This window comes from Acidimicrobiales bacterium, from assembly GCA_036491125.1.
In the GTDB taxonomy this organism is placed as follows: domain Bacteria; phylum Actinomycetota; class Acidimicrobiia; order Acidimicrobiales; family AC-9; genus AC-9.
In genome coordinates this window covers 50261-65388 of the sequence record DASXCO010000094.1, presented here as the reverse complement: position 1 = coordinate 65388, position 15128 = coordinate 50261, and the positions used below count along the sequence as shown (strand labels likewise).

Below are 15128 nucleotides of genomic sequence, written 5' to 3'. Positions count from 1 at the left end.
CGGCGGGTCGATGCCTCGCGGACCGCAGGAGAGCCACGGGTTGAGCACCACTCGCTGCCCGACGTCGAAGCCCCGAGCCTGCGGGCCCAGCTCGGCGACGGTGCCAACGACCTCGTGCCCGAGCACCTGGGGGAAGGAGATCAGTGCCGTCATCGAGTTGTCGGAAGCGTCCCCGCCGTCGGTGTCCATGAAGACCTGCTTGGCGTCCGAGCCGCAGATGCCGGTCATCCTGGTATCGAGCACCACCCAGTCCGGACCCAGGGGGCGTGGGTCGTCGAGATCGGTGATGGCCATGGGCGTATCTGCCAGCGCCTTGGTCAGCCGGTTGGCGTCCGCCGGAGGCTCGGGCTGTGGCTCCGGGCCAACGCCGAAGACCAGCCCCCTCACGTGGTCGCCCCCCGCTCCATGAGGGCAGACGTGGCGATGTAGTCGTCGATGGCCGAGGTCTTCCACTCGACGACGCCCTTCATGTCGGGCACGTAGGCCTCGAAGCCGTCGCCCTCGATGGCCGCCACGATGCCCTCGGCGCACTCCTCGGCGGAGACCTTCGGCCCGTCGTAGATCGGGTCCTCGTTGTCGGGAAGCGACCAGATCTCGGTGTCGATGGGGCCGGGATGCACGAGCCTGACCCGCAGCCCGGTCGCGGCCAGGTCGATGGCCATCACCTCGGTCCACCCGCTGAGGGCGAACTTGCTGGCGCTGTACGCCGCTTCGTGCATGACTCCGAGGCGGCCGGCGGCGCTGGCGACGTTGACGATCGTGCCCACGTTGCGAGCCAGCATCCGCGGCAGCAGGCGCAAGGTCATTCGCACCGGCGACTCGAAGTTCACCCGCATCACGTCGGCCACCTCGTCGGGGGACAGGCGGGTCACGTGCCGCCGCTTCGGAATGGCGGCGTTGTTCACGAGGGCGTCCAGGTGGCCGAAGGCGTCCCACGCCTCGACGGCCACGCGCTCGGCGGCCGCCAGGTCGCCCAGGTCGGCGACCCACAGCCGCGAGCCCGGAGACGACCGGCGGCAGTCGTCCAGCACCTGGGCCAGGCGGTCACCCCGACGAGCGACGATCCCGACCGTCGCCCCGCGTCTGGCGAGCAGACGGGCAAGGGCGGCACCGATGCCCGACGAGGCGCCGGTGACGAGCACGTTGCCGGTTGTCGCGCTCACGAGGCGCCGCCGCCGTGCTCCGTCTGACGCTGCTGGCGAGTCCATGCCGCCGACCCGGCGAGGAACTGGCCGACGTCCTTGGCCTTCTCGGCGGCGATGGCCGAGAACCAGTCGGGGACGTAGATCTCGAAGATGTCTGCATCGAGCTGCTCGGCGATGGCGTCAGCAACGACCTGGGGCGGGAGGGCCTCGATGTCGGCGACGAACGGGTCGTTGTCCGGCAGCCCGAACAGCTCGGTGTCGATGATGCCCGGGTTCACCACATGGAGACGGATCCCGGTGTCCCACAAGTCGACGGCCATGGACTCGGACCAGGCGGTGAGCGCAGCTTTCGAGGCGGAGTAGGCGGCCTCGCCCGGTGGCCCCAGCCGGGCGGCCACCGATGAGATGTTGACGACGCGGCCCGCGCCCCGGTCGAGCATGTGCGGAAGCAGGGCGAGCGTGAGCCGCACGGGCGACAGGTAGTTGAGGGCCATGACCTCGTCAACCACCTGCGGCGTGAGCGCGGTGACGTGCCGACGCTTGGGCATGCCCGCGTTGTTGACCAGGATGTCGATCCCGCCCAGCTCGGCGACGGCGCGTCGGCCGAGGTCGCTTACCTGGCCGAGCTCGGACAGGTCGGCGACCCACATCCGGCAGTCGGGGGATGCGGCCCGGCACTCGGCGAGCACGTCACTCAGACGGTCCTCGCGTCGGGCGCAGATCCCTACGGTGGCGCCCCGCCGGGCCAGGTCCGTGGCCACCGCAGCGCCGATGCCGGACGAGGCGCCGGTCACGAGGGCCGTCTTGCCTGCGATCGAGTAGCCCATCAGGCTGTATGACTACCATGTCGGCGAGCCGATGGTCGTCCGGCGCACCGCCCTGTGCAGCGGTGTTCTTGGCGTTGACCGGGTGCCACGTTGCAGACAGCATCCAGCCAAGCCCCGACGAACCTGGACAATTTCGGGCAGAGGTACGCGAACTCGTCCAGTCAGGTGGACCAGGCCTTCAACAACGCAGCGAACTGCAAGTCGGCGAAGTGACGCCGTAGGTGCGCCTTCTCCTACGCTGCTCGTGCGAAGGCCGCACCAGGGGGTTCCAATGCAACCGTGGATGCCTGCTCGTCAGGTGGGATCACCGCGACGTCGGCGAGCCGCGAGGATCGGGCTCGCGTCAGCGGTGAGCCTGGCGGCAGGGTTGACGGTGGCCGCCTGCAGTGGTGGGTCGAGCTCGAGCGGGTCGAGCTCGTCGTCGACCCAGGCCAGTCTCACGGCCAGCCAGTGGGCCAACCAGGTGTGCGGGAGGATCACGGGCTGGGTGAACCAGTTGCAGAGCAGCAGCAGCACCGCCGTGTCGGGGCTGAACGGCAGCGACCTGCAACAGATCAAGACCCAGTTCGTGAACTTCCTCGGTGGCGCCGTGGCGTCCACCAACACGATGATCTCTGGTGTCCAAGCCGCCGGGGCTCCGTCGGTCTCGAACGGTCGGGCCATCTCCCAGGGCCTCGTGAGCGGGCTCGAGGGGATCCGGTCGGCCTTCGTGCAGGCGCAGAACCAGGCACAGGCGCTGCCGGCCGACAACCCGACGGCCCTCAGCAACGGGGCACAGGGCCTGGCCAACTCCCTCGATAACGCGGGGAACCAGGTCAAGACGAGCCTGAACTCGCTGGACCAGCGGTACCCCTCGGCGGAACTGGACGCGGCCCTGAAGAACCAGGCCGCCTGCCAGTCGCTCAACAAGTAGCCGCGCCCGGAGAGGCCCCCCGGCGGGGCACGTCAAGGTGTACCGTCGCCCGCGTGCCGGCCCTGGTTGCCCCCCGATCGCCGAGCGCGACGACGCCGCCGCGCCGGCCGGGAACGGTGCGGCGGACCACGCACATCGAGATGAGCTGGGATGGGCCCTGGCTGCACCTCGCCGGCGCCGCCCGGGACCTCGAGACGACCGACCGGGGGGCCCGGGTGCGGGACGCCGCCTCGCTGGATGCCCACGTCGATCCCCGCCGTCGGCTGGCTTCACTGGACCTGGTGCCGGACCGGCCCGAGGCGACGGCGTTGGCCGGGTCGGTGGTGGGGTCGGGGTTCCGGAGCAAGGTGGCGACCGTCCTGCCCGGTGAGCGCGGCACTCCGCTCGGCCTGCTGCTCGACGACCTGCCGGGGGCCTCGCTGATCTCGGGCTATGTGCGGGTGCGCGCCGAGGCCCACGCCGGCTTGCCCTCGGGCTCGACCGTGCCGGTCGGCGCCCTCGAGGCCATGACCGACGTGTGCTCGGGGTGGCGCGCTGGTGGTCGTGCCATGTCCAGCGTCGCCAGCGGCGACGGCATACCGCTCCAGGACTGCCCCCCGGCACCCGACCTGGCGGGGGGTGAAGGGAGCTCGGACGTCCTGGGCTGGCACGAGATCGGATCCCTGCCACCGGGCGCCATGCGCCGGCGTCGACGGATCGATGTTGGTGGACGCGACCCTGTCGGGGTCAACGCCATGTTCCGCGATACCTATGGAGAGCCAGACGGGACCGAGGTGGTGCTCCACGAGTACGGCCTGGAGGCGACGCTCGACCCCGACGGGCTGGTCGTGCGGTCGATCGAGGCGACACCGGCGGTGCTGCCGTTCGGCGAGTGTCCCCTGGCGGCGGCGCACGTCGAGGACCTCGTCGGCCGGGCAATCGGCGACTTCCGCTCGGCGGTGCGGGAGCAGCTCACTGACATCAGGAGCTGCACCCACCTGAACGACATGCTGCGCGTCCTCGCGGACGTGGCCTACCTCGTTGGCGGCCGGTGACCGACGACCACGACCGTCTGCTCAAGCGGGACGGGCGCTGGCTGTTCGTCGAGCGCCAGATCGTGATCATGGGCGAAGATCCAGCCCCGTAGTCCGTCAGGGACGGCCGGGGTAGCCACCCCCGCCGAAGCGGGCGTCGAGGGCGTCGTAGTCGACGGCGAAGCCCTGCCGCGGCAGCCGATCGACGAACTCGACCGAGCGCGGCTTCTTGTACGACGCGATGTTGGCCCGACAGTGCTCGATGACGTCGTCCGCCGTCGCGCTCCCGCCATCTCGCAGCGCCACGACCGCCTTGAGACTCTGGGTCCAGGTCGGGTCGGGCACGCCGATCACCGCGGCCTCGGCGACGGCGGGATGACGGGCGATACAGGCCTCGACCTCGGCCGGATAGATGTTCTCCGCTGCCGACTTGATGAGCCTGGTCTTCGGGCCCACAAAGCTGATCGACCCGTCGGGCTCCCGACGACCGAGGTCGTTGGTGTGGTGCCAACCCCCGGCCTGGCGCTCGGCGTTCACTACGGGACGGTCGTGGTAACCGGTCATGATCGTCGGACCCCGGGCGACGATCTCGCCGACTTCGCCCGGCGGTACCTCGTTGCCGTCGGGGTCGACGATCCGCACCCGGGAGACGGGTGAGGGTCGGCCCGCGGTGCCCAGGGCGGGCCCGCCCACGGCGTTGAACGTCAACATCCCCATGACTTCTGTCTGCCCGTAGCCGGCAGGACGGCGGGCCCAGGGGCTGGTGTCGACGGTGATCATCTCGTTCCACTCGGGCCGGCCGGCGAAGCTGCGCAGGCTCTTGAGGTCGTAACGGCCGTCGCGATTGAGCTCGAGGACCTGGTCGAGGGTCGGGCCGACGAGGAACGCTCCGGTGCACCGCTCGGTCTCGATCAGACGGCACAGCTCCTCGGCGTCGACACGCGGGGTGAAGACGTTGGTCCCCGCCAGCTGGAAGGTGGCCATCGTCGTCATGAGGGTCGCCACGTGGAACAGCGGCCCGGAGTTCAGATAGACGTAGTCCCAGTCGATCTCCTGGAGCCGGGCCATCATCAGCGACTGCACGATGATGGCGGTGTGGTTCAGGAGAGCGCCGTTGGGACGCCCGCTGAAGGCTGCGGTGTACAGCTGCAGCACGGGCGAGGCCGGGTCGACCTCGACGAGGGGTTCGTCGGGCGAGGCCGACGCCAACAGGGCCTCGTAGCCGTCCGGCGCAGTCGTGTCGTGCTGGATCCATGTGGTCCCCACACCGGTGCCGGCGGCGCGGCGTGCCTCACGCACCGTCGGGCCGATCTCGTCCTCCTGCCAGACGACGACGCGCGGCTGCACGTCGTCGATGATGAACGCCAACTCCTGAGCCGTCTGCCGCCAGTTGGCGGCGCAGAAGATGGCCCCGGACCGAGCTGCGGCGAGGAGGCACTCGAGGAGGCGGTGACAGTTCTGCCCCAACCAGAGGATGCGCTCGCCCGGTCCGAGTCCCGCGGCCCCGAATGTGTTCGACAGCCGGCTCACACGGGTGTCCAGCTCGGGATAGGTGTAGCGGTCACCGCGGCACACCACCGCGGCCTGCTCCGGGTAGCTGCGGCGGTGCTCCGCCAGCACGTCGGCGAGGGTCAGCGCGTGGAGGGCGTCCATCGAGGCGGCGCCAGCTCGTGCTTGAGGACCTTGCCCGTCGCGTTGCGCGGCAGCTGATCGAGAAAGGCGACACGGCGCGGGACCTTGTAGTCGGCGAGCCGCGACAAGAGGAAGGCGCGAAGCTCCTCGACGTCGAGCGCCCGGCCGGGCGCTGTGACGAGGAAGGCGGCCAGGTCCTCGCCCAGCACCTCGTGGGGCACGCCCACCACCGCGGCTTCCAGTACCGCCGGGTGCTCGAGCAGGGCGTTCTCGACGTCGGTGGCGTAGATGTTGTTGCCGCCCCTGATGATGACTTCCTTGGTCCGGCCCACGATGTAGAGATAGCCGTCCTCGTCGAGCCGGCCGAGGTCGCCGGTGTGGAGCCAACCGTCGGTCCAGGTGCGGGCCGTGGCGTCGGCGTCCCGGTAGTACTCGCGCTGTCGACCCGGCAGGCGGATGAGGACCTCGCCCACGGCGTCGGCTCGCAGGCCGTCATCTTCTTCGTTGGTGATGCGGACCTCCATTGGGGGCATCGGCTTGCCCACCGAACCGGCCCGTTTCCAGGCCTCGTCCTTGGGCATGGCACAGAACGCCGGGCCGGCCTCGGTCATCCCGTAGCCGTTGGAGATGGTGGCGTCGGGCATCCGCTCCTGGAGGCGACGGAGCACGGCGGCCGAGACCGGCGCGCTCCCGAGCGAGCACAGCTGGAGGCTGGACAGGTCGGCCGTCTGGAACTCCGGGTGGGCGATGATGAGCTGGGCCATGGCGGGGACGATGAAGGCGGCCTCGGGTCGCTCGCCGGCGACGACCTCGAGCCAACGGCCGGCGTCGAACCTGGGTAGGAAGAAGGCGGACTTCCCGAGCTTCATGGGGTTGTACACGAAGCTGATGCCGGCGAAGGTGAACAGCGGGGAGCCGTGCAGCCACGCGGTTCCCGACCAATGGGGCTCGCCGTTCGGCAGGAGCGACGCGTTGCGATGGCGGACGACCACTCCCTTGGGCGAGCCGGTGGTGCCCGAGGTGTACATGATGTCGGCCAGGTCCTCGGGCGCCAGCTCGACCTGGAACTCGCTGGCGTCGTCCGCGGCCACCGCCGCCCACGGCACGGCGCCCGGCGCGCCTGGCTCGACCGGCCCGTCCGCCTCGGAGCCGGCCGTCCCGTCGGTGCTCACCACGAGACCGAGAGTCGGGACGCGGCGGCGTGCCGTCAGCAGGGTTGGCAGATGGGATGCACAGGTGATCGCCGCCAACGCCTCGGCGTGGCCGAGGATGGTGCTCGTCTCGCGGGCCGACAGGCGAGTGTTGGTCGGGACGGCGACTGCACCCGCCTTGTGAATGGCGGCATACGCCACGACCCAGTTGAGGACCTCCTCGCTCGGGAGGTAGATCGACACCCGGTCCCCCTTGGCCACGCCGGCGCCGGCCAGGCCCCGCGCCAGCCGGTTCGACTCCGCCTCCCAGCGGGCGAACGAAAGATCCGTGCCGGCGTCGAGATTGCGGTAGCCGATCTCGTCGGGGTGGCGGCTGGCCATGAGGCGCAGCTGGCCCGTCAGAAGCTCAGTCACGGCCCGCTCATCCCGCTGCCGGTTGCATGAGCAGCTCGCCCAACCGGTCGTGGTGCCAGCCCGAGGTACCCAGCAGGTGCTCCGATGCGTATGCCCGCCTGATGAACAGGTGCAGGTCGTGCTCCCAGGTGTAGCCGATGCCGCCGTGGACCTGGATGCCGTCCTTGGCCGCCAGCGTGGCCGCGGCGCCGGCGGCTGCCTTGGCGACGTGGGCGGCGCGGTGGCGGTCCGGGTCGCCCGAGTCGATGGCCATAGCCGCGTAGTACACGGCGCTCCAAGCCCGCTCGAAGGCCAGGGCCATGTTGGCCAGCTTGTGCTGTATGGCCTGGAACGTGCCGATGGGCCGTCCGAACTGCTCTCTGCCCTTGGCGTAGGCCAGAGTGGCATCGAGCAGCCACCGGGCCGTGCCGAGCATCTCTGCCGCCAGCGCCACGTAGGCCCGGTCCAGAAGGTCCTGGATCAGATCGGCCGAGACCTGCACCCGCTCGCCCACTCCGGCGGTGTCCACCTCGGCCAGGCGACGGCTCGTATCCACGGTGGCTACGTAGCGGGCCGGGAGCCGACCTGTCACCGCGACACTCGGCCCGGCCCCGACGACGGCCACGTGGTCCACGCGTTCCGCCTCGGGGACGAAGGTCTTCGTCGGGTCGTCGTTGGGCGCCCACGTGCCGTCGACGCCGGCCATGGCGACCGTGCCCGTCACCTCACCCTCGAGAGCGCTCGGAGCGAGAGGGTGGTCGAGGGCGGCGAGCAGGGGCGCGAAGAGCACCGCCGTCGGGAAGAACGGACCGGGAGCCAACGCCGCGCCGGTTTCCTCGAGGACCAGGCACAGGTCCACCAGCGGACCACTGGCGATTCCGATCCAGGCTCGAAGATGTTCCCAGAGCTGGTCCGCCGCGTCCGGGTCGCTCATGTGGGCGCGCACCAGGCTGGTCGGGCACTCGCCGGCCATGAGCTGGTGGGCCGAGCTGCGCAGCAGCTCCTGGTCCTCGGTGATCGTGAAGTCCATCGGTGGTGAGTGGCCAGGCCCGCGGCTAACCTGACGTGTCCGTCACTCTAGGTCAGGAGCTCGCGGGAATGCGGTCTGGGAACCCATGGCCGAGGTGACGGTCGGTATCGACATCGGGACCACGTCGGTCAAGGCGCTGGCCGTCGATGCCGAGGGGAATGTCGTGGCCCGAGCTCGCGTGCCGCATCGGCTGCTGGTCCCGACCGGGGACGCCATGGAGCACGACGCCAACCGGGCCTGGCGACGCGGCCCCCGGCGAGCCCTGGCTGCGCTCGGCGACGTCTCCGCACGCGGGTTGTGCGTCGCGGCGATGGTTCCTTCCGTCACCGCCGTGGACCGGCGGGGCATACCGCGCACGCCGGGGTTGCTCTACGGCGACTCCCGAGGACGCGCCGGCGCCGACCGCAGCGCCTCTCCGATCAGCGGGGAGCTGGAGGCCTTCGTGGGCTGGTCGGCCAGGCAGCTGCCCGACGCCCGCGGCTACTGGCCCGCTCAGGCGGTGACGAACCACGTGCTCTCCGGCGAGGCGGTCCTGGACACCGGCGCCGCCCTCTCCGGGTTCCCGTTGTTCGACGGACACGGCTGGGACGCCGGCCGGGCCGCGGCCATGGGCATCGACGTGGGCCAGCTGCCGCGCGTCGAGCCGACCGGTGAGGCGGTGGGGAAGGTGGGTGACGCCGTGCTCGCCTCCGGATCGGTCGACGCCCTGGCCGAGCAGATCGTGGCCGGGGCCGACGAGGAAGGCGACGCGCTCGTCATCTGCGGGACGACGCTCATCACCTGGATCGTCCTGCGGGAGTGGCGCCAGCCGCCGGGGTTGTGGACCATCCCCCATACCACGCCGGGAAAGCTGATGATGGGAGGTCCGAGCGGCTCAGGTGGCATGTTCATCAACTGGGCCACTCGCCTGATGGGACGGTCCGACGCTCCGGTCGACCCGCACCGGGTGCCTGTCTGGACCCCCTACCCCCACGGCGAGCGCACGCCCCTGCACGATCCCGACCGCCGGGCGGGGCTGCACGAGCTCGACCTCACCCACGACGCCGCCGCCGTTCGGCGGGCGGCGCTGGAGGCGGCCGGCTTCGTCGTTCGACACCACCTCGACCTCGGCGGCGTGCCCGTGCGGCGGATCGTGGCCACCGGTGGCGGCACCAGGGACCAGGGCTGGATCCAAGCGCTGGCCGACTGCACGGCGGTGCCCGTGGACGTGGTCGCGGTCCCCGAGGGCGGCGCCCTGGGAGCCGCCTTCCTCGCCCGCCAGGCGGCGGGGCTGGAGGTGGCCACGGCCGACGCGGCCCGCTGGGCCCGGATCTCGCACCGGGTGGAGCCGGATCCGCGCTGGGTCGGGCCGGCCGGCGAACGGTACGAGATCTTCCGTCAGCGAAGCGGTGGCCCGCCGGTCGAAGGAGGTCCGGAATGATCCGGGGCGAGGGAGAGGCGATCATCAAGGGGGTGGACCCGCAGGAGGTCTTCGACTTCGTGCTGGACCCCGCCCAGTACACCAAGGCCGACACCAAGATCGTCTGGGTCACGAAGCTGGGGGACACCTCCGACGGCATGATCGCTCGGGAGGACGGCAAGTTCCTGGGGCGCTTCCCAGGCTCGGTCGTCACCCGCTACCGGCTGGAGCCGCCGGGCAGGATCGACGTCACCCTGGAGCACGGGATCCCCCGCGCCCTGCATGCCTGGTTCGAGATCGAGCCCGTCGAGGGAGGCACCCGGGTGCACCATGTGGAGACGATGGATATGGGCTCGCCGCTGGGCTGGCTCTACGACGCCGTGGCCGCGGGCTGGTTCGCCCGGTCCGTGCGACAGGAGGTGGCCGAGATCGCGCGCCTTCTCGAGGCGGGTGAGCGCGGTCGTGGCGCACAGGCCCATGCCACCTGACGCGTGTGTCATCCTTTGGGGTGATGGGGCTGGAGATCTCGATCAACCGCGAGACGTGCATGGGCTCCGGCAACTGCTCGTACTGGGCGGGGGCGGTGTTCGATCTGGACGACGAGGGACTGGCCATCGTGATCGACCCCGAGGGCGACACCGAGGAGCGCATCGTGCTGGCGGCCCAGGGCTGTCCGACCCAGTCCATCACCGTCACAAGAGACGGCGAGCGAATCAGATGACGAGGGGTCGCATGGCGGGGTACCTGTGCCGCTAGGGGTGAGCGAGGAGCACGTCTCGCTCCACCGTGCCGTCCGACGCTGGACCGATGCCTATTGCCCGCCCTCGGTGCCCCGCGCCCTGCTCGATGCCGAGGGCGAGGACCTCCCGGCATTCTGGGGATCCTTGATCGAGCAGGGCTGGCTCGGTCTTCACGTCGCCGAGGCCGACGGTGGCCAGGGGTTCGGTCTTCCCGAGCTGGCCGTCGTCCTCGAGGAGCTCGGTCGGGCCGTGGCACCCGGGCCCTTCGTGCCGACGGTCCTGGCGAGCGCGGCGATCGCCGCCAGCGGGCCGCAAGCCCACCCTCGCGCCTGGCTCCCCGGACTGTGCGACGGGTCGGTGACGGGGGCGGTGGCGCTCGGTCCGTCTTCCATCACGGCCGAGCGTGACGGCGGTGGCGTGCGCCTCTCGGGGCGGGCCCGGCCCGTCCTCGGCGCCGGGCAGGCGGGCGTCTTCGTGCTCCCCGCCACCGGACCCGATGGCGAGCGTTGGTACGCGCTCGACGCCAACGACGTGACGGTCGAGGCCCTGCCCAGCCTCGACCCGACCCGGCGGGTCGGCGAGGTCGTCGTCGACGGCGTGACGGTCGGCACCGAAGCCGAGTTGCCGGGTGTGGACGGCCGGCTGGTGGCGGATCTGGCCGCCGTCCTGCTGTCGGCCGAGTGCGCGGGCGGTGCCGACTGGTGCGTCGATACCGCCGCCTCCCACGCCAAGGTCCGCGAGCAGTTCGGTCGCCCGATCGGCCAGTTCCAGGCCGTCAAGCACCGTTGCGCCGACATGCTCGTCGCCGCCGGCCAGGCCGCGGCCGTGGCCTGGGACGCGGCGCGAGGCGCCGACGACCGCGAGGAAGCAGCCCTCGCTGCGGCGGTCGCGGGGGTGCTCGCCCCGGAGGCATTCTTCACCTGCGCCAAGGATTGCGTGCAGGTCCTGGGTGGGATCGGCTTCACGTGGGAGCACGACGTCCACCTCTATCTGAAACGCGCCGCGTCCGTCCGCGCCCTGCTCAGCGGCCAGCAACCGTGGCGCGCGCGCGTCGCCGACCTCGCCCTGACCGGCGCCCGACGCAGCTTGGACATCGCCCTTCCCGAGGAGGCCGAGCCCGTTCGCGTCGAGGTACGGTCGCTGGCCGAGACCCTGGGCCGGGCCGATGCCCAGGAGGTGCGGCGCCGACTTGCCGACGAAGGGTATGTGGCGCCCCACTGGCCCCGCCCGTGGGGGAGGGGCGCCGGTGCGGTGGAGCAGCTGGTTGTGGAGGAGGAGCTCCAGCGCGCCCGCATCCGCCGTCCTCAGCTGGCCGTGGGGGCATGGGCGTTACCCACGATCATCGCTCACGGCACCGCCGAGCAGCAGGAGCGCTGGGTCGGCCCGACCCTCCGAGGCGAGATGACCTGGTGCCAGATGTTCAGCGAGCCGGGCGCCGGCTCCGACCTGGCCTCGCTTTCCACCAAGGCCACCCGGGTGGACGGGGGCTGGCTGCTGACCGGGCAGAAGGTCTGGACCTCGATTGCCCAGCGGGCCGACTGGGCGATCTGCCTGGCCCGGACCGACCCGGACGCGCCGAAGCACGAGGGGATCACCTACTTCCTGGTCGACATGCGCTCGGTCGGCATCGACGTGCGGCCGCTGCGAGAGCTCACCGGACAGGCCATGTTCAACGAGGTGTTCCTCTCCGACGTGTTCGTGCCCGACGACTGTGTGGTCGGACAGGTGAACGGCGGCTGGCGGCTGGCCCGCACCACGCTCGCCAACGAGCGGGTGTCGATGGGCAGCGGGTCGTCATTCGGACTCGGAGTGGAGTCCCTCCTCCAGCTCATCGCGCCCCGAGCCGCAGACGACCCCGTGGCGATGGACCATCTCGGGCGGCTGCTGGCCGAGGCGGAGTGCCTGGCCGTCCTCGGCTTCCGACTGACCCTGCGGGCGTTGTCCGGCGCCGACCCCGGTCCGGAGTCGAGCGTGCGCAAGCTCGTCGGCGTCGAGCACGACCAGCGGGTCCAGGAGACAGGGATGACGCTGCTCGGGCCGGAGGGGGCGACCGTGGAAGGTGCAGCGGCGCCGTGGACGGGTGGTTTCCTGGCCAATCGGTGCCTCACCATCGCCGGGGGCTCGAGCGAGATCCAACGCAACGTCATCGCCGAGCGCCTGCTCGGCCTGCCGAGGGACCCGTGAGCGGGGGGTCGCTCAGAGCCTGCTCTCGGCCCGGGCGGCGCCCCACCTCCTGTTGTTGACAGTGGTGTCAGGCTTGGCTAGCAAGGGGGCCCATGGGAGAGCAGAAGCTGTTCTTCGAGGACGTGAGCGAGGGTGACGCGGGTCCCGAGGTCCGCCACGAGCTGACGCGCACCGACCTCGTGATGTACGCCGGCGCGTCCGGGGACTTCAACCCGATGCACCACGACGAGGTCAAGGCCAAGGCCGCAGGTCTCCCCAGCGTGTTCGGCCACGGGATGTTCTCGGCCGGCGTCCTCGGGAGGGCGATCACCGACTACGTGGGCATTGGCAACCTCCGCCGGTACAAGGTCCGCTTCGTCAAGCAGACCTGGCCGGGCGAGGAGTTCGTCACGAGTGTCGTGGTGAAGGCCAAGCGCAAGGATGACAGCGAGAACCTCGTCGACCTCGAGTGCGCGCTGACGAACGCCGAGGGCGAGGTCAAGGTGGAGGGTGAGGCCACGGCGGCGCTGCCTTCGCGCAGCTGAGGGCCGGGCGTGCCGCCGTTCTACCCGCGCCGAGCGGGTGCATGATTGGGTCCGTGCCTGAGAAGGAGCCGGACTGGAACTTCCCGTTCGAGGGCCCCCTCCATGAGGTGTTTCCCGCCCTGCACGAGGCCCAGAACGCCTGGTTGGCCCAGATCGACTCGCTGCAGGCCCCCGACCGCAAGACCCACGAGCTGATCCGCATGGTCTGCACCGTCATCCTGCGCAATCCAGAGGGAGTGCAGCGCCACGCCATGCTGGCCAAGGAGGTCGGAGCCACCTGGGAGGAGCTCGTGGGATCGATCATGTTGACGCTCCCCGGCTTCGGCCTGCTCCCCGCGGTGGCGGCGCTGCCATACGCCAGGCGGGGCTTCGACTCGGCTCCCGAGAGCGAAACCGACTGAGGGCCCCCTCGGTCGGAGCCGGCCCGGAAGGCCGGCCCAGTGAATAGGAGGCCGGCTCGGGAGGCCGGCCCAGTGAATCGGAGGCCGGCCCGGGAGGCCCCCCCGACGGAAGGAAGCGACGACGAGATGGCGGATACGCCCTTCCGGGTGCTGCCCAGGGTGACCAGCGAGAACGAGCACTTCTGGCGGGGAGGTGAGGCGGGCGAGCTGCGCTTCCTCCGGTGCTCGAGCTGCGGATACCTGGTCCACCCCCCGGCGCCGGTGTGCCCACGCGACCTCAGCCGGGAGCTCGCGCCCCACACGGTCAGCGGCCGGGCCACGGTGGCGACCTACACCATCAACCACCAGCCCTGGTACCCCGGACTGGACCCGCCGTACGTGGTGGCCATCGTCGAGATCGAGGAGCAGCAGGACCTGCGCCTCATGACCAACGTCGTCAACTGCAATGTGGAGAACGTGCACGTCGGCATGCCGGTGCGGGTGCTCTTCGAGCACCACGACGACGTGTGGATCCCCCTCTTCGAGCCGGCGGCGTGACCGGCCGTGGTACCCGAGGCGTGAGCATCGGCGAGCGCGGCGCCGTCATCACGGGGATCGGCCAGTCCGATGTCGGCCGGCGTCTCAACCGGTCGCCGTTGGGGCTCACCCTGGACGCGTGTCTGGATGCCATCGCCGACGCGGGTCTCACCCGGGAGGACATCGACGGCATCGCCACCTACCCAGGGAACATGAGCACCCCACCAGGCTTCTCCGGGGCTGGCGTGGTCGAGGTCCAGGACGCGCTCCGCCTCGAGCTCGACTGGTACACGGGCGGCATCGAGCTGCCCGGTCAGCTGGGTTCGGTGATCGACGCCTGCGTGGCCGTGGCGGCGGGGCTGGCCACGCATGTGCTGTGCTTCCGGAGCGTGTGGGAGGCGACGGCCCAGGGGACGAAGGGCAGGGCGAGCGTCACCTCGGGCGGCGGTGGCGGGTCCTTCCGGGCCGACGGCTTCATGCAGTGGACCCTGCCGTTCGGCGCGCCCTCGGCCGCCAACTGGATCGCCTGCTACGCCCAGCGGCACTTCCACGAGTACGGCACGACTCGAGAGCAGCTGGCCCACATCGCCCTCAACGCCCGGAGGAACGCGGCTCGCAACCCGAAGGCCATCTACCGAGACCCGATGTCCCTCGACGACTACTTCGCAGCCCGTATGATCTCGTCGCCGCTCTGCCTGTTCGACTGCGACGTACCCGCCGACGGCGCCACGGCGCTCATCGTGTCACGAGCGGACGCCGCGTCCGGGCTGCGCCGGGATCCCATCCAGGTGGACGCGGTGGGTACGGCGATCCGAGGCCGCCCGTCGTGGGACCAGTGGGATGATCTCACCACGATGGCGCTGCGCGATGCCGGCGCCATGTTGTGGGAGCGGACCGATCTGCGCCCGAGCGACGTGGATGTGGCCGAGCTCTACGACGGCTTCAGCTTCATCGCGCTGGCATGGCTGGAGGCCCTCGGCTTCTGCGCCAAAGGTGAGGGTGGCCCGTTCATCGACGGGGGTGAGCGGATCTCCTTGGACGGCGAGATCCCCCTCAACACCAGCGGTGGCCAGCTGTCGGCCGGGCGCCTGCACGGCTACGGGTTCCTACACGAGGCGTGCCTCCAGCTCTGGGGAGAGGGAGGGGACCGTCAGGTCGCGGGGCCGCCCGAGGTGGCGGTGGCGGCCGCCGGTGGCGGCCCGCTGGCCGGCTGCCTCCTGCTCACCCACCGTCACTGACCGAGGCGTAGGTGACGCTGAT

The 15128-nt window shown here is 70.9% G+C and carries 17 protein-coding genes; 10 read left to right on the top strand and 7 right to left on the bottom strand.

What is annotated here, in order from left to right; translation table 11 throughout:
- The 4 genes from VGF64_08305 to VGF64_08290 form a co-directional block, all read right to left on the bottom strand.
- The coding region (locus tag VGF64_08305) for an alcohol dehydrogenase catalytic domain-containing protein (protein ID HEY1634744.1) at nucleotides 1-387 on the bottom strand (387 nt) is incomplete at its 3' end.
- Nucleotides 384-1163: an SDR family oxidoreductase gene (locus VGF64_08300; protein HEY1634743.1), complete on the bottom strand. Its 780-nt coding sequence runs from the start codon at nucleotides 1161-1163 to the stop codon at nucleotides 384-386. The genes VGF64_08300 and VGF64_08305, both read right to left, overlap by 4 nt.
- A complete protein-coding gene (locus VGF64_08295; protein HEY1634742.1) occupies nucleotides 1160-1972 on the bottom strand; it encodes an SDR family oxidoreductase in 813 nt (270 codons plus the stop codon). Before VGF64_08295 ends, VGF64_08300 begins: the two co-directional genes overlap by 4 nt.
- A gap of 294 nt (nucleotides 1973-2266) precedes the next feature.
- A complete protein-coding gene (locus VGF64_08290) occupies nucleotides 2267-2488 on the bottom strand; it encodes a hypothetical protein (protein HEY1634741.1) in 222 nt (73 codons plus the stop codon).
- 4 nt (nucleotides 2489-2492) lie between these two features.
- Between VGF64_08290 and VGF64_08285 the strand changes: the two genes are divergently transcribed.
- Both VGF64_08285 and VGF64_08280 read left to right on the top strand, forming a co-directional pair.
- The gene (locus tag VGF64_08285) at nucleotides 2493-2885 is read left to right on the top strand and encodes a hypothetical protein (protein HEY1634740.1); all 393 of its coding nucleotides are present in this window, start codon (nucleotides 2493-2495) and stop codon (nucleotides 2883-2885) included.
- A gap of 53 nt (nucleotides 2886-2938) precedes the next feature.
- A complete protein-coding gene (locus VGF64_08280) occupies nucleotides 2939-3919 on the top strand; it encodes a DUF2889 domain-containing protein (protein ID HEY1634739.1) in 981 nt (326 codons plus the stop codon).
- A gap of 96 nt (nucleotides 3920-4015) precedes the next feature.
- Here the strand turns inward: VGF64_08280 and VGF64_08275 are convergent, their stop codons facing one another.
- Genes VGF64_08275 through VGF64_08265 form a run of 3 tightly spaced genes read right to left on the bottom strand, consistent with a single transcriptional unit; the run spans nucleotide 4016 to nucleotide 8104 of the window.
- Nucleotides 4016-5551 carry an AMP-binding protein gene (locus tag VGF64_08275; protein HEY1634738.1) on the bottom strand — a complete coding sequence of 512 codons (1536 nt, stop codon included), beginning with the start codon at nucleotides 5549-5551 and terminating at the stop codon, nucleotides 4016-4018.
- On the bottom strand, nucleotides 5530-7095 hold the full coding sequence (locus VGF64_08270) for an AMP-binding protein (protein ID HEY1634737.1): 1566 nt from the start codon (nucleotides 7093-7095) through the stop codon (nucleotides 5530-5532). The genes VGF64_08275 and VGF64_08270 overlap by 22 nt, the downstream gene beginning before the upstream one ends.
- A gap of 7 nt (nucleotides 7096-7102) precedes the next feature.
- On the bottom strand, nucleotides 7103-8104 hold the full coding sequence (locus VGF64_08265; GenBank protein HEY1634736.1) for an acyl-CoA dehydrogenase family protein: 1002 nt from the start codon (nucleotides 8102-8104) through the stop codon (nucleotides 7103-7105).
- An 85-nt stretch (nucleotides 8105-8189) separates the two neighbouring features.
- Between VGF64_08265 and VGF64_08260 the strand changes: the two genes are divergently transcribed.
- The 8 genes from VGF64_08260 (at nucleotide 8190) to VGF64_08225 (ending at nucleotide 15106) form a co-directional block, all read left to right on the top strand.
- Entirely contained in the window at nucleotides 8190-9524 is a 1335-nt protein-coding gene (locus VGF64_08260; GenBank protein ID HEY1634735.1) for an FGGY-family carbohydrate kinase, read from the top strand.
- Nucleotides 9521-9991, top strand: coding sequence for an SRPBCC family protein (locus tag VGF64_08255; protein HEY1634734.1), 471 nt, complete (start codon nucleotides 9521-9523; stop codon nucleotides 9989-9991). The genes VGF64_08260 and VGF64_08255 overlap by 4 nt, the downstream gene beginning before the upstream one ends.
- Before the next feature lie 23 nt (nucleotides 9992-10014).
- Nucleotides 10015-10224, top strand: coding sequence for a ferredoxin (locus tag VGF64_08250; GenBank protein HEY1634733.1), 210 nt, complete (start codon nucleotides 10015-10017; stop codon nucleotides 10222-10224).
- Between the two features lie 25 nt (nucleotides 10225-10249).
- Nucleotides 10250-12427 carry an acyl-CoA dehydrogenase gene (locus VGF64_08245; GenBank protein HEY1634732.1) on the top strand — a complete coding sequence of 726 codons (2178 nt, stop codon included), beginning with the start codon at nucleotides 10250-10252 and terminating at the stop codon, nucleotides 12425-12427.
- A gap of 92 nt (nucleotides 12428-12519) precedes the next feature.
- Nucleotides 12520-12951 carry a MaoC/PaaZ C-terminal domain-containing protein gene (locus VGF64_08240; protein HEY1634731.1) on the top strand — a complete coding sequence of 144 codons (432 nt, stop codon included), beginning with the start codon at nucleotides 12520-12522 and terminating at the stop codon, nucleotides 12949-12951.
- Nucleotides 12952-13004: 53 nt separating this feature from the next.
- Nucleotides 13005-13352 (top strand): hypothetical protein, encoded by a 348-nt coding sequence (locus VGF64_08235; protein HEY1634730.1) that lies wholly within the window; start codon nucleotides 13005-13007, stop codon nucleotides 13350-13352.
- A gap of 126 nt (nucleotides 13353-13478) precedes the next feature.
- Nucleotides 13479-13889, top strand: coding sequence for an OB-fold domain-containing protein (locus tag VGF64_08230; GenBank protein ID HEY1634729.1), 411 nt, complete (start codon nucleotides 13479-13481; stop codon nucleotides 13887-13889).
- A gap of 20 nt (nucleotides 13890-13909) precedes the next feature.
- Complete coding sequence (locus tag VGF64_08225) at nucleotides 13910-15106, top strand: thiolase family protein (GenBank protein ID HEY1634728.1); 1197 nt, start codon at nucleotides 13910-13912, stop codon at nucleotides 15104-15106.
- Nucleotides 15107-15128: the final 22 nt, after the last annotated feature.